8 protein-coding genes are annotated in these 14,805 nt (G+C 58.8%); 5 read left to right on the top strand and 3 right to left on the bottom strand.

Annotated features, from left to right (window positions below; genetic code table 11):
- Positions 1 to 112 precede the first annotated feature (112 nt).
- Genes bcsR through bcsC form a run of 5 tightly spaced genes read left to right on the top strand, consistent with a single transcriptional unit; the run spans position 113 to position 9,429 of the window.
- Entirely contained in the window at positions 113 to 307 is a 195-nt protein-coding gene (gene bcsR, locus FD744_RS15815; protein ID WP_034827811.1) for a cellulose biosynthesis protein BcsR, read from the top strand.
- Positions 307 to 1,038 carry a cellulose biosynthesis protein BcsQ gene (bcsQ, locus tag FD744_RS15810; protein WP_160868686.1) on the top strand — a complete coding sequence of 244 codons (732 nt, stop codon included), beginning with the start codon at positions 307 to 309 and terminating at the stop codon, positions 1,036 to 1,038. The genes bcsR and bcsQ overlap by 1 nt, the downstream gene beginning before the upstream one ends.
- A complete protein-coding gene (bcsA, locus tag FD744_RS15805; protein WP_160868685.1) occupies positions 1,035 to 3,650 on the top strand; it encodes a UDP-forming cellulose synthase catalytic subunit in 2,616 nt (871 codons plus the stop codon). Before bcsQ ends, bcsA begins: the two co-directional genes overlap by 4 nt.
- A gap of 9 nt (positions 3,651 to 3,659) precedes the next feature.
- Positions 3,660 to 5,963: a cellulose biosynthesis cyclic di-GMP-binding regulatory protein BcsB gene (gene bcsB / locus FD744_RS15800; protein WP_160868684.1), complete on the top strand. Its 2,304-nt coding sequence runs from the start codon at positions 3,660 to 3,662 to the stop codon at positions 5,961 to 5,963.
- The gene (bcsC, locus tag FD744_RS15795; protein ID WP_160868683.1) at positions 5,956 to 9,429 is read left to right on the top strand and encodes a cellulose synthase complex outer membrane protein BcsC; all 3,474 of its coding nucleotides are present in this window, start codon (positions 5,956 to 5,958) and stop codon (positions 9,427 to 9,429) included. The genes bcsB and bcsC overlap by 8 nt, the downstream gene beginning before the upstream one ends.
- Before the next feature lie 106 nt (positions 9,430 to 9,535).
- Here bcsC and FD744_RS15790 read toward each other — a convergent pair whose 3' ends face one another.
- From FD744_RS15790 to FD744_RS15780, 3 genes are read right to left on the bottom strand one after another with little or no spacing between them, the layout of a single operon-like run.
- Positions 9,536 to 10,540 (bottom strand): glycosyl hydrolase family 8, encoded by a 1,005-nt coding sequence (locus FD744_RS15790; RefSeq protein WP_160868682.1) that lies wholly within the window; start codon positions 10,538 to 10,540, stop codon positions 9,536 to 9,538.
- 9 nt (positions 10,541 to 10,549) lie between these two features.
- On the bottom strand, positions 10,550 to 10,996 hold the full coding sequence (gene bcsD, locus FD744_RS15785) for a cellulose biosynthesis protein BcsD (protein WP_034827794.1): 447 nt from the start codon (positions 10,994 to 10,996) through the stop codon (positions 10,550 to 10,552).
- The gene (locus FD744_RS15780) at positions 10,997 to 14,800 is read right to left on the bottom strand and encodes a cellulose biosynthesis protein BcsC (RefSeq protein WP_160868681.1); all 3,804 of its coding nucleotides are present in this window, start codon (positions 14,798 to 14,800) and stop codon (positions 10,997 to 10,999) included.
- Positions 14,801 to 14,805: the final 5 nt, after the last annotated feature.

The raw sequence follows: 14,805 nt of genomic DNA, 5'->3' as shown, positions 1-14,805 counted from the left end.
GCTATCTCAAATGATATCGATTTTTACATAGTCTGCGCATTTTTCCGGGTTTAAACTTTACAAAAAATAGAACCACAATTCATCCATTGCTGTTTTTTGGTGGCAAAAAGTAATGAAAACAGAGAATGCCTTTTCGCTGATCGCGTCTACCACTGAAGATCAGGATGACATTAATACCCTGAGCGAAGCCTTTTCCCTTAAGGCATTTCGTTACATTGATATTGCCCGCGAAGAGCGACTGAATAGTCTGCTGACGCGCTGGCCGCTGCTGCGTGAATTATCCGCCGACCAGGAGCCTGAACGCTAATGCCGGTCATTGCCTTACAAGGTTTGCGCGGCGGTTGTGGCGCAACATCACTCAGTGCGGCACTTGGCTGGGCGCTCAATGCTTTACAGGAGTCGGTGCTGGTCATCGACTTTTCTGATGCGAATCAACTGGCTGCCCATTTTAACTTGCCGCTCAATCACACTCAGGGCTGGGTTGCTGCGCTGCTGGAACAGCAGCCGTGGCAGCAGTGCGCGCAGCGCTATCAGACCGGTCTCGATTTCCTGCCGTTTGGCGCATTAACCTCTCAGCAGTGCTTAAGTCTGCAAAACGCCGACACCTCGTTCGCCACGCCGTTGCTGAAGGCGTTGCCGGCCCTGAAATCACACTATCGCTGGGTGATCCTCGACCTTCCAGCGGATCTGCTGCCGTGGCAACGATCCTTCGCCCTCCACGCCGATCGCCTGCTGCAGGTGCTATCGCTGGATGCTAACTGCCAGTTGCGGTTGCACCATCCGCGTTTTTTGCCGCACACGCTGTTTCTGATCAATCAATTCAATGCCAACAGTCAGCTGCAACAGGATCTGCATCAGCTGTGGCTGCGCACGCTGAAGAATCTGATTCCGCAGGTGATTCACCGCGATGAAGCACTGGCAGAAGCCTTAATGATGAAACAACCGGTGGGTGAATATCGTCCTCATGCGCTGGCGAGCGAAGAAATCAATACGCTGGCGAACTGGCTATTGCTGAACGTTGCGGGCGGTGCGGCGTGAATCCGTTGCGCTGGCTGCTGGTACCTCAGGCCTGGCAGGCGCTGCAAAGCCGTGCCCGCGTGGCGCGCCAGCACGGCGCGGGCCGCTTAACCGTGATGTTGCATCTGCTATGGTGCGTGCTCGCCTGGTCGCTGCTACGGCTGGAAATGCCCGGCTGGCAGCGCTTGCTGCAACAGCGTCAGCGCTACTATCCGCAAATCTCACCGCTACGTCCACGCCCGTTAGACGTTGTGCGTTACGCCATGCAGAGCCTGTGGCTGATGCTGGTGTTACCGCTCGACAACAGCGCACGCAGCGAGCGCAAACGGTTTAACGCGTTTGGCCCCCTGTTCCGCTGGCGCCAGCAGTTTTATCAATGGCTGGGAGCGCTTCCCGCGCACATGGCGAAAACGGGCATTCATCTGCGTACCGAACAGCAGTTGCAGAAACTGCCACCGCGTGTACGCCAACTGCTGTTTATTATCGCGGCGATTGTCGCCAGCCTGCTGGCGCTGTTGTGTATTTCACAGCCATTTGGCATCACCACGCAATTTGTCTTTGTACTGCTGCTGTGGGGCCTGGCGATGATGGTGCGCCGCGTGCCGGGCCGCCTTTCTACTATCATGCTGATTGTGCTGTCACTCACCATTTCCTGTCGTTATTTGTGGTGGCGCTACACTGAAACCCTGAACTGGGACGATCCGCTGAGTCTGACATTCGGTCTGCTGCTGATTGGCGCTGAAACCTACTCATGGACGGTGCTGGTACTGGGCTATTTCCAGACGCTGTGGCCACTCAATCGCCAGCCGGTCTCCATGCCACCCGAGATCACTTCCTGGCCCAGCGTCGATATCCTGGTGCCCACCTACAACGAACCGCTGAGCGTGGTGAAACCAACCATTTATGCCGCGATGGGCATCGACTGGCCGCAGGACAAGCTCAACATCTACCTTCTGGATGACGGCAGCCGCGAGGAGTTTCGCGAATTTGCCGCCAGCGTGGGCATCAATTACGTGGTGCGCCCTACCCATGAACATGCGAAAGCCGGCAACATCAATCACGCATTGAAAGTGGCCTGCCGCAGCGATTACGTGGCGATTTTTGACTGTGACCACGTACCGACGCGCTCTTTCCTGCAGATGACCATGGGCTGGTTCCTGAAGGATCACCGCCTTGCGATGCTGCAAACGCCGCACCACTTCTTCTCGCCCGATCCGTTCGAGCGTAACCTCGGTCGCTTCCGCCAGACACCCAATGAAGGCTCGCTGTTCTACGGCCTGGTGCAGGACGGTAACGATACCTGGGATGCGGCGTTCTTCTGCGGCTCTTGCGCCGTATTGCGCCGCGCCGCGCTGGATGAGATTGGCGGCATAGCGGTGGAAACCGTAACCGAAGATGCGCACACCTCGCTGCGTCTGCATCGTCAGGGTTACACTTCCGCCTATATCCGTATTCCACAGGCGGCGGGCCTCGCCACCGAGAGTTTGTCCGCACACATCGGCCAGCGTATTCGCTGGGCGCGCGGCATGGTGCAGATTTTCCGCCTCGACAATCCGCTGATGGGCAAGGGCCTAAAGCTGGTACAGCGGCTGTGCTACGCCAACGCCATGTTGCACTTCCTCGCCGGGATTCCACGTCTGATCTTCCTGCTGGCACCGCTGGCGTTTCTGCTGTGCCACGCCTACATCATCTACGCGCCGGCGCTGGCGATTGCTATCTATGTACTGCCACACATGGTGCACACCAGCCTGACCAACTCCCGTATTCAGGGACGCTGGCGTCACTCGTTCTGGAGTGAAGTGTATGAAACCGTGCTGGCGTGGTACATCGCGCGTCCCACCACCGTCGCGCTGTTCAACCCGCACAAAGGCAAGTTCAACGTCACCGCAAAAGGTGGCCTGGTCGAAGAGCGCCACCTCGATTGGGTGATCACCAAGCCCTACATGATGCTGGTGCTGCTGAATATCGCGGGCATCGGCATGGCGTTCTGGCGCATGGCGTATGGCCCGGCCAACGAGTTACTCACCATCTGGGTCAGCCTGGTGTGGGTGGTGTACAACATGATTATTCTCGGCGGTGCCGTAGCCGTTTCGGTGGAAGCGCGCCAGATTCGTGAAGCACATCGCGTGGAGATCGCCATGCCCGCCGCCATTGCACGTGAAGATGGCCATATGGTGCCGTGCACCCTGCGCGACTATTCAGATGGTGGTGTCGGTGTCGAACTGCGTGAGGCGGATGCACTGAAAGAGGATGAGCCGGTGTGGCTGCTGCTGCGCCGTGGCCAGCAGGAGTTCAGCTTCCCGTGCCAGGTTCAGCGTGTATTTGGCCGTCGCGCGGGGATTCGCCTGCATCAGCTCACCACCCGCCAGCATATTGAATTTATCCAGTGTACCTTCGCCCGCGCCGACACCTGGGCGCTGTGGCAGGACGGCTTCCCGGAAGATAAACCGGTGCAGAGTCTGGCCGATATTATGGTTCTGGGTTTCAAAGGTTACCTGCGTCTGGCGGAGTATGGCCCTGCCCCGCTTCGCCGTCTTTTCCGTGCACTGACTTCCCTGGTGAGCTGGCTGGCAACACTGCTGCCGCAGGGCATTAGCCGCGCACCTGCGGCAATCAAAACCGATTTTTCATAAGTTGATGATATGACCATGACGAGAAAACTGAGCTGGTTTACTGCCCTGCTGCTGGGCACTGCAACGCTGGCACAGGCCGCACCGCAGCCTTCTGCCCCTGAAGCACCGCGCGCCAGCGCACAGATACCGCTGCCGGTCGTCAGCCAGCCGCTGGATGCCAATGCCCCGCTGCGCGACAGCCAACTGCTGTTTAATCAGGTCGCGCCGCCGCCGGGCAGCATGACGCTGCGCGGCACCGAGCCTACCAGCCAGATCGAGTTCGGCGTGCGCAGTGATGAAGTGGTGACACGCGCCATGCTGACGCTCAGCTATCGCCCTTCACCGGCGCTGATTCCGACGCTGTCGCAGCTCAAGGTCTATCTCAACGATGAGCTGGTGGGACTGGTCACCGTGACCGCCGATCAGCTGGGCAAAGAAAATCAAACTCAGTTGCCGATCGATCCGCGCTTTATCGGTGACTTTAACCGCGTGCGCCTCGAACTGGTGGGCCATTACGCCAACGTGTGTGAAAACCCGGCCAACAGCACCATCTGGATGGATATCGGTAAAGAGAGCAAACTCGACCTGACGCTGCAAAAGCTGCCGTTGAAGAACGACCTGTCGCACTTCCCGGAACCGTTCTTTGATGCCCGCGACAGCCGCCCACTGCAATTGCCGATGGTGTTCAGCACTCAGCCTAACCTGCTGCAGCAGCGTGCCGCAGGGATTCTGGCTTCGTGGTTCGGCAGCAAAGCACAGTGGCGTGGTCAATCCTTCCCGGTCCTGTATAACCAGTTACCAAAAGAACAGCATGCGGTGGTGTTTGCCACCAACGACCATCGCCCGGACTTCCTGAAAGATCTGCCACCGGTGGAGAAACCCACGGTGGAAATGGTGAGCCAGCCGGACAATCCCTACGAAAAAATGCTGCTGATTCTCGGCCGCGATGACAACGATTTGCTGACCGCCGTCGAAGGTATTGCGCAAGGCGAACTGCTGCTGCGCGGGGATACCTCAACCATCGACAGTGTAAAAATGCTGGCACCGCGTCAGGCCTATGATGCGCCAAACTGGGTGCGCACCGATCGCCGCACCACGTTTGCCGAGCTGACGCAGTATCAGAACCAGCTGCAGGCCGATGGCTTGCAGCCGAACCCGATCAGTCTGACGCTGAACCTGCCACCGGACCTGTTCCTGGTGCGCGCACGCGGCATCGACATGGATCTGATTTACCGCTATACCTCGCCGATCCAGCAAGATGGCTCGCGCCTGGCGGTGCATCTGAACAATCAGTTCATGCAGGATTATCCGTTGACGCCGAAAGATACGGCAGGTCAGCAGATCATGCGCATTCCGCTGATGCAAGGCCTGCAGGACAGCAACCGCCAGTTGACCATCCCGGCGTTGCGTCTCGGCGTGGTCAACCAACTGCGCTTCAGCTTTGATTACGCCAACACCTTTATCGGTGGCACCGCTGACGGTCGCTGCGAAACCGTCACCGCCGTCGGTCATCACGTGGTGATCGATGACAACTCCAGCATCGATTTCTCCGGCTATCGCCACTACATCGAAATGCCTTCACTGGGTGCATACGCCAACGCCGGTTTCCCTTACAGCCGCTATGCCGATCTGGCGCAGACGCTGGTGTTAGTGCAACCAAAACCTGCTAATGGTGAAGTCAGCACCATGCTGAACGCACTGGGCGCCATCGGTGCCCAGACCGGCTATCCGGCGTTGCGCGTGCAGATGAGCGATGACTGGAACCAGGCAAAAGATAAAGACGCAGACCTGCTAATGATCGGCGGCATTCCGCAGGATCTGCAGGATGACAAAAAGATCAACCTGCTGGCGGATGCGGCGCGTAGCTGGATCAACATGCCATCACGCCCGATTACCGCGCAGAACGTACCGGTGTCCGCCAGCGATCGTGCGGTAGAGAGCCAGACCGGTATCCGCTCACGCGGCCCGATGGGTGCCATCGTCGGCTTCCAGTCGCCGTTTAACGATCAGCGCAGCGTGGTTGCGCTGCTGGCCGACAGCCCGCGCGGCTGGGATCTGCTGAATAATGCCCTGCTCGATAGCGGCAAGCGCGCCGCCGTGTTCGGTTCTGCTACCGTTGTGCGCGAGTCGGGCGTCACCAGCGTGCGCGTCGGCGATACCTACTTCGTCGGTCATCTGCCGTGGTGGGAGCGGCTGTGGAATCTGCTGGCAACGCATCCGGTGTGGCTGGCGATTTGTGCCGTGGTGGTGGTGATCTTGTTTGCTCTGATGGCATGGCGCCTGATGCGCATGGTGAGCCGTCGCCGCCTGGCCGAGCTGGAAGACGATGAATAAACTGCCACTCGGTCTGCTGATTGCCACTATCCTGGCGGGCTCCGGCATGGCTGCCGAGGGTCCGCAGGTGTCACCGGTCGCATGGCTACTCATGCAGATTCGCACCGGTGAATCCACCAACAAGTATGATTTGGTGCAGCAGTCGCTTTATCGCCTGGAAAAAATCGACCCTGATAATCCGCAGGTGCTGGCAGCGCAAATTCGCATGGCACTGCGTCAGGGCGATCAGGCAAAAGCGCAGACGCTGCTGGATGAACTGAAGAAGGTCGCGCCCAATGACGTGGCGACGCGTGAATCCGAAACCGGCCTGCGTCTGATGAGCGCTGAAGGGCGCCAGCAACTGCAGCAGGCGCGTTTGCTGGCCACCGCAGGTCGCGTTGAAGAAGCGAAAACGGCCTGGGATGCCTTGTTCCACGGCGTGTTCCCGGATGTGAATACTGAACTGGAATACTGGCGACTGGTGGCACGTTTACCCGGTCAGCAGCCCACCGCTTATCGCCAGTTGCAGGCGCTGGAAGCGCGTTATCCCGGCAATATTGGGGTTGAACTGCAGCTGGCGCGCATGGCGTTTGATAACAATCAGCCAGGCGAGGCGCTGGTGCAGCTGCGTCGTCTGGCCAATCGTGACGGCGGGCGTGATGCCGCCTCCGAACTCTGGCTGCAACAGATTCAAAATCAGCCGGTGTCAGACAGCACGGTTGCCAGTCTGAAGCAGTATCTGCAGGTATTCACTTCCGGTGATGCGCAACAGCGCGGCGAGGAAGAACTGGCCCGACAGCAGAAGCTGCTGGCCGATCCCGCTTATCGTCAACGCATGCGCGGGCTGGCGCTGGTCGATGCTGGTGGAGGCGCAGGTGCCATCGCGTCACTCAGCGTCGCGCTGAAAGCCAACCCGAATGATGCCGAACTGATGGGCGCGATGGGTCAGGCGCAGGCGCGAGCCAATAACCGCGCAGCGGCGATCGGCTGGCTGCAGAAAGCGATTCAGGCCGGACAGGCCAGCACCCAGATTGGCAAGTGGCAATCACTGTTGCAAACCAACCGCTACTGGCTGGCGATCAACAACGGTGACGACGCGCTAAAAAAAGGCGATGTGGCCGGTGCGGAACGCCAGTATCGCAGTGCGCAGGCCATTGATAACCGTGACAGCTGGGCGTTGATTGGCCTCGGCGATGTCGCGCAGGCGCGCAAAAACGACGCGCAGGCAGAACAGTACTGGCAACAGGCGCTGCGCCTGGATCGCAGCAATACCACCGCCGTGCGCCGACTGGCAGCGCTGTATCAGCAGCAGTCACCGGCTCGCGCGATGGCGTTTATCAATGCCCTGCCCACCGCGCAACAGCGGTCGCTGGCGGAGACGTTGCGTTCACTGCGCAGCGACAGCCTGCGGGCTGAAGCCGATGCGCTGGCCCAGCAAGGTCAGTGGCATCAGGCGGTGGTGAAATATCGCCAGGCCGCGCAGGATAACCCCAACGATATCTGGCTCTCGTATCGTTTAGCCGGTGCGCTACGCAGCAGTGGCGAAGAAGCACAAGGCGCCCAGGTGATGGATGCCATGGTGCGTCAGCACGCGCAGGAACCCGCCGCGCTCTATGCCTGGGCGCTGTGGCTCTCGTCCGGCGATCAGGATGATGCGGCACTGGCGGCACTGCATCGCCTGCCGGAAACGCGTTGGGACAGCAATATGCACGAGCTGGCGGACCGCTTAACGCAGGATAAAGTCTACGCTCGTGCCAGTGAGCTGCGCGCCAACGGCAATGAATCTGCCGCGCTGGCGCTGTTGCAACAGCAGCCGGCCTCGACGCGACGTGATATCACCCTGGCGGATTGGGCTCTGGAACGCGGCGACGCGAAATCGGCGCTGGCGAGTTACCAACACGTACTGCAGCAGGATGCAACCAACAATGATGCAGCACTGGGCCGTATCGAAGCACTCATCGCTCTGAAGCGCACCGGTGAAGCACGCACAGCGCTGCAGGCTTTACCCGCCAGCGTGGCGCAGCAAAATATCAACAGCGGACGCCGCGTGGCGCTGGCCTGGCAAAACAGCGGCGACACGGCGCGTGCCCAGCAGCTTTTCAATGATTTAAAAATGCGCGCCGCCAAAGAAGCCCCGTCGCAAAGCAAAGCGCTGGTGTATCGCGATGCCGCACGGCTGGAAACACAGCAGCAACAGCCGGATGCGGCGCAGCAGGACTATCGTCTGGCAATGACGGCCAGCGGTATCAGCGCCGGCGCACCGCAGGATAATGACAGCTACACCCGTTCGACGCGTAACGATGCCAGCGATGACTGGCTGAAGCGCGGCATTCGCAGCGATGCCGCCGATCTCTATCGCCAGCAGGACACCACCTTCACGCTCGAACAGGATTATTCGCGCGATAAAGGCACCGGCGGTATCTCCGATTTCACCGCGCATACCACCATGATGCAGGCGGAGACCCCGCTGGCCGACGGGCGCAGCTTTTTACGCGTCGATCATGTTCTGGTATCGGCGGGCACTTTCTCTACCAGCAATAGCAGCCACAGCGAACGCTTTGGTAGCTGTAATGATGATAACTCCGGTGGCTGTAGCCGCGACTTTACCCAGCGTGATGAAGGCACGGCGATAGGCGTTGGCTGGCATAACGATCGCTGGTCTGGCGATATCGGCACCACACCGCTCGGCTTTGAAGTCACTAACTGGGTGGGCGGTCTGAGCTGGAAAACCGACGTGGAAGATATTGGCGTGACGTTCACCGCTTCACGCCGACCGATCTCCAGCTCGCTGCTGGCCTATGCCGGTGCACGCGATCCGTCGGCCAACGGCGGTAAAACCTGGGGCGGCGTAGTGGCAACCGGTGGTTCGGTGGGGCTGAGTTACGATCAGGGCGGTGCGAATGGCGTATGGGCCGATATCAGCGCCCACCAAATTACCGGAGAAAATGTCGCAGACAACAGCCGTGAACGCCTGATGGCAGGCTATTACTACAAGTTGATCAACGAAGATAATCGCCGTGCCACCGTCGGACTGAACAGCATGCTGTGGCATTACCAAAAAGACCTTAGCGACTACACCTTCGGCCAGGGGGGCTATTACAGTCCGCAGCAGTATTTCTCGCTGGCGGTGCCGGTCACTTATCGCCAGCGCACCGAGAACTGGTCGTTTGATCTGGGTGGCTCGGTCTCCTGGTCACAATCGCAAACCGACGGTCAGCAGCGTTATCCGGTCAATCCTGGCTTTACGCTGGCTTCCAACCCGACCTCCGACAGCAGCTCCGGCAACGGTTTCGGTTACACCCTGCAAGCAGTGGTAGAGCGACGCATCACGCCGCACTGGTCAGTCGGTCTCGCGATGGATATTCAGCAAGCCAAGGATTACACCCCGAGCCACGGCTTGATCTACATGCGTTATTCAATGGGCGGCTGGAATGGCGATATGGATATGCCACCACAACCGCTTGAACCGTATGCGGACTTCAAATAAAAAAGCCGCACTTCGTTGATGAAGTGCGGCCCTTTCAATTACGTAGTACGTTGCACTGCTACAAAAATCGCGCTATGTGCTGACAACGCGATATATCGCGAAATATTTAACGCTTTTCCTGATACGCCAGCCAGGTCAGTAACTGCAAGCTGGCGGAGAAGTAGTTCTGATCCGGCGCTAAACGATCGCTGAGATAACCGGTTTGATTCAGGGTCAGGTCGCGAATCGCCAGCAAGCCGCCGTCCATATTGTATGGCGCAGGGGTGTTGGCGAGCACATCAAACCAGGCCGGTGTCGTCTGGCGACCATAACCCTGCCAGACGCGCTGGAACGGCACCAGACGCAGGCTTTGCGGGTCATACCACCAGATATTGAGAGGAATACGAATCGCATCGTAGCTAAAGCGATTGGAGTAACCCACTGCCGGTGCCACTGAACCATCGGCATTCAGCGCCACCCAATCGAGCGGCAGGCCGGTTTTGCCAAAGTGCATATCACCGAGCAGTTCCATGCCGTCATCGATCAGGTTATTCCATACGCGCAAATGGCTGCGCTCAGCAAACTCCTGCCAGGCGGCAAACAGGAAATAAGAGGGATTCAGCACCACATAGCTGTTTTTATTGAAGCCCTGTGCCCCAGGCAACATCACCGTGTGGCCGCCAAACGTGATCACGTTTTGTTTGACGATGGCGCGCTGAATACGGTCAGAAGTTGACTGATAATCACCGCCCCACTTTTGGCCTGCGCGCTGCAGTGCCCACGCAATCAGCACATCGCCATCAGAGGCATTGTTCTTGTCGGCAATCGGGTCTGAAGCACCCGGCGTGTAACGCCAGTAGAACAGATCGTTTTGCGGATTACGCAGATGAGTGCGCGTCCACTTCCACAGCAGATCAAACGTGGTGCGGTCGTCGTTCGCGACGGCCAGCAGCATGCCATAACCCTGACCTTCGGTATGACTGACATTATTGTTGGCCGTGTCACTGATACGTCCATCGCCGCTCATAAAGCGGCCTTTGAAGGTGCTCCAGCCATCTGCAGCAGCCTGGGCGCTGAAAAACATCACCATGAAACACAGCATCCATTGACGCCAGAAGCGCATGACTCTCATCAAACAATCCTATTGATATCGGTAATGCAGCGTGTTGCCGTCATTCTTTTCGAAGGTAACCGGCACCGCAGCGCTGCCGCCCTGTGCCTGCAGCCACTGTGAATAAACACCGGCCAGCACGGCGCTCATCGCCAGCTGCCAGCGCTCTGCACCCACCTTGCTGTCGCCCTGCGGCAGCGCATGATGCTGAATCAGAATGGCATTTTCCAGCGGCTGAAGCTGGGTGAAACCCCAACTAAAGCGCGCCAGTTGCAGATTCATCTCGCGTTCCAGATCCTGCACGGTGCGCGCTTCCGCTAAAGGATAGCGCGCTGCCAGCGATGCGCCCACATTGTTGAGGAAGCCTTCGGCTTCCTCGCCCGCGTTGTCCAGCATCCCTTCAATCATCACGCTGACCAGATCAAACCAACCCGGCTGATGCGGATGGCTGACGCGCGCGGTTGCCTGCTCACTCATTTAGTTGTCTCCGAACAGATAACGGAAGTACAGATTCGCTGTGCTCTCGTTGTAATCGCCAAAGGTGTCGTAGCCTAATTGCCCACCCACAGTGACATCTTTGTTGATCTTGTAATCCGCACCGGCGTGCAAGTTGTAGCCAATACCGTTCTTGCTCTCGCCGCTGTAGTAAGCGCTTTTCACGTAACCCTGATCGGCCAGACTCTGCATTTGTGCCTGGTAAGTCGGATCGTTCGGGAAGTAAGCGCTCTTATCCTGGCTGTAGGATTGATAACCCACCGAACCGCCAACGTTCACTTTCAGATCGTCGAACTTGCGGGAGAACTCAATCGGGAACGAGACCGATGCATAGTTCTGCGGGCTGAAATAGCCGCCCTGACCGTAGCTGAAGTAACTCAGGTTTTTCGAGTAATCCATCCACGACAGGCTCATGCCCACTTTCAGCTCGCGATCGTCGTAGTGGAACGGACGCACATACGCACCGGCAGTCGCCTGCACGCTGTTGTTACTCGCCACGTTTTCACCGATGTAGCTGTAAGCGCCGCCGCCGACATAGAAACCGGCATCGCCGTTATCGTAGCTCAGCAACGCGTTACCGCCGTTTTTGGTCACGCGACCCCAGCGCTTACCGCTGGTTTTATCTTCCACGCCCACATAGGAGAGCAGGCTGTCGGTCATCGCACGACGTTCACCGGTGAGGATCAGCGTCAGGAAGTCAGTGAGTTTCGGTGACCACTGCACGCCCCCCACCAGGGTACTCAAATCCTGTCCCAGTGGCGTACTGCCGAGGTCGATTTTGTAGCTGTCGCCTTTCAATGCCAGGTTCAGCTCAACACCGGTGGCTTTCTGCGAATCAGTGGATGAAGACGGGACATCGTCAATTTTGGCATCGCCAGACGCCACCACATTACCCTGCACCAGGGCATTGGTGCCGAAACGACGCCACGCGTCGCCCGCCGCACTGCCCGCCGTGAGCGAGACAGGTGTCATAGTAAAGTCAAAGCGCGATTCGCCAAACGGGACGGTGGAGAAAGTCAGTGGCGCTTTGGCTTCGGTCAGTTTGCTCAGACCCGATTCGCCGTCACGACCACGTACCTGCATGCCACCCTGAATCCAGGTGCCGGTTTTCTCTTGCAGATCGTCCATCATACTGTCGATCTGGCGCAGCGTCTGGCTCTGCTGGATTGCCGGTGTATTGCTGGCCAGCGTGGTCCCCGTTGCGCTGCTGGTGACATCCGGTGCCGATTGCCATGGCATCACAGCGCCATAAGCAGACGGAGAACGTCCCACCGGCGAAGTACCCCGGTTGATGAACGGGTTATCCGCCAATGCCAGACCACCCACGCTTGGTGTATCACCGTTGGTGGCACCCTGCAGACCAATCAACTGCCCGCGCGCGCTGCGCAGATAGCTCATGGCCTGGCTGTGATTGCCATTGGCTTCAGCCACGCGCGCCAGTAACAGCTGGCGATCCGGTGACTGCTCATTATTCAGGCCGCGTGTCAGGGTATTGGCTTTATTGACGTCATTATTCGCCAGTGCCACGTTGATGGCACCGGTACGCGCATCTTGCGTTGGCGTATCCTGGGTCATCAGGTAGTCATACACCACACCCGCTTCTTTGTTCATCTTGCCGGACTGATACAGTCGCGCCATGGCGAACATCAGATCGCGGTTCTGTGGATCGTGCTGCAGTGCGCCCACCAGCTTGTCGTAAGCCGCGGCGTACTGCTTCTGTTCACGCAAACGATCCACTTCGTTGATCACGTAACCGTTGCGAATACCCGCCAGCTGCGTTGGTGTACTGCGCGCCTGCAACTCCGGGCTGCTGAGGAAGCTCTGCGCTTCGGTATTCAGACCCGCCTGGTTGAGCACCGCGACCTGTGCAGCGTAATCACCGGCATTCCCCTGAATGCCGCGCTGCATATTGCTGCGCACCACAGAGACAGCGGTGGTGAGATCGCCCGCTTTCGCCAGCTTCTGTGCCAGGTTACCGGCATCCACCGGGTTGGCCGGAGGTGACGAGGCCAGCGCACGCAGGGTATTCGCCGCTGCAGCATTCGAGCCCTGCGCCAGATACTGATCGGCGGTGGTCATCTGCAGGTTGAAGTTCACACGCTGCGCCAGCTCGCGCATATCGCTGCTCTTGCTGCCGTTCGGTATGCGAGACAGCAGTAAACTCGCCTGCTGCCAGGCACCGCTCTCGCTGGCGTTCAATGCGCCAGCATACAGCTCTGCCGTGCTGGCGCCGCTGCGCATTGACGGCTGCATGATATTGGCGGCCATCATATTATCGCCCTGTGCGCGATAAATACGCGCCAGGTCGAGGCGTAACCAGCCATCATTCGGGAAGCGCTGAATACCGCTGTTCAAGGTGGCTATCGCGGCGCTGTTGTTGCCCGCCGCCAGCTCACGCTTAGCCTGCGCACGAATCGGATCGGTGCTGCTGCCGCGCGGGGCCACGCTCTGGCGCACGCTATCCGGCAGAGAAGCCAGCAGCGTGTTGGCTTCGGCACTGCGGTTCTGCTGACGCAGCACGTAGAACAGGCCTTCTTTGGCGTTACGGTTGTTCGGATCGGCTTGCAGGATAGAGCGATAAGTTTGTTCTGCCTGGTCGAGTTGGTTACTGCGACGCTGCACGTCCGCGCGGAACAGCTTAGCTGAAACGCCTTTCTCGCCATCGGCCTGCGCCAGGGGTTCACTCAAGGCTAATGCCTGCGCGCTGTCACCGTTTTTCAGCGCCTGCTGCGCGGTCGCCAGTTGAGCATAGAAGCGCGCATCGGCTGCCTGCTTCTGGCGCGTCTCGCTCTGATCGCCGCCCATCTGCGCGGCGCGCGTCAGATAATCAGCCGCTTCGGCATAGCGCCCGGCACGCTGGGCCACATAGCCCATCCCTGCCAGTGCATCGGCATCCTGCGGGTTCGCCTGCAGCACTTTCTCAAAGTTGTTCTGCGCGTTGCTGACGTCACCACTGTTCAGTGCGGTGAAGCCAGCCCCCTTCTCAGCACCGCCGACATTTTTACGGTAGTAATCCATCACCGCATTATCCTGCGGATGGCGCTGCTGCCAGGTCTGGTACAGGGAAGCATCAGACGCCTGCGGCCCGAGCCACAGCAGCGCCTGGCGCAGTGAACGGTCAGCGTCTTTATTGCCATCCGCCAGCGTGCCCAGCAGATCAATACCCTGACGACGGGTCGATTCCTGATAGGTCAGTGCCTTGCCCAGCGCCAGTTTCGCGCCGGTATCCTGTGGATGATCGGCCGCGAATTGACGCAGCGCTTCGACCGCCTGCGGCAGCAGGGCACGGTCTCCGGCCATGGTCAGGTAATATTCCGCCGCCACGCTCGGTGGTGGCTCATTACCATTAAAGGTATTGCGCCAGGTTTGCAGCGAAGCTGCAATATTGCCGCTGCGGGCCTGCTGGCGCGCTAACGACAGCTGCGCCTGTGGGATGGTTTGCAGCTGACGCGCATTATCCAGCTCGGTGAGGTGCGGATCGTTTGGCGATGCGGCACTCAGTCGCGCGCGCCACTGCGCCGCTTCCGCGCTGCTGCCGCTCTGCTGGGAATAGAGCGCCAGCAAATAGAGCGCCTGAGTGTTGTTGGGTTCCACCATCAACACTTTTTGCAGCGAAGATTTGGCCAAATCGTCATGCGCTTTCTGATGCCAGTAAGCCGCCTGATCAAACAACGCTTGTAACGCAGGATTGGTGCTCTCCGCCGCCAGCAGCGGCTGAGAGAACGCCAGTGCCCCACCCAGAATAAGGGCATGACGAATACCGGCACTCAACAGATTTTTTTTCATTGTTT

Origin of the sequence: Pantoea sp. Taur (assembly GCF_009830025.1) — a bacterium.
Classification (GTDB): Bacteria; Pseudomonadota; Gammaproteobacteria; order Enterobacterales; family Enterobacteriaceae; genus Pantoea; species Pantoea communis.
The sequence above is the reverse complement of the archived record's forward strand: the minus strand, read 5'-3'. Positions and strand labels throughout refer to the sequence as shown.

Coding starts and splice junctions, on each gene's coding strand:
- bcsR (WP_034827811.1), top strand. CDS start 113: ATGAAAACAGAGAATGCCTTTTCGCTGATCGCGTCTACCACTGAAGAT.
- bcsB (WP_160868684.1), top strand. CDS start 3,660: ATGACCATGACGAGAAAACTGAGCTGGTTTACTGCCCTGCTGCTGGGC.
- bcsC (WP_160868683.1), top strand. CDS start 5,956: ATGAATAAACTGCCACTCGGTCTGCTGATTGCCACTATCCTGGCGGGC.
- bcsQ (WP_160868686.1), top strand. CDS start 307: ATGCCGGTCATTGCCTTACAAGGTTTGCGCGGCGGTTGTGGCGCAACA.
- FD744_RS15780 (WP_160868681.1), bottom strand. CDS start 14,800: ATGAAAAAAAATCTGTTGAGTGCCGGTATTCGTCATGCCCTTATTCTG.
- FD744_RS15790 (WP_160868682.1), bottom strand. CDS start 10,540: ATGAGAGTCATGCGCTTCTGGCGTCAATGGATGCTGTGTTTCATGGTG.
- bcsD (WP_034827794.1), bottom strand. CDS start 10,996: ATGAGTGAGCAGGCAACCGCGCGCGTCAGCCATCCGCATCAGCCGGGT.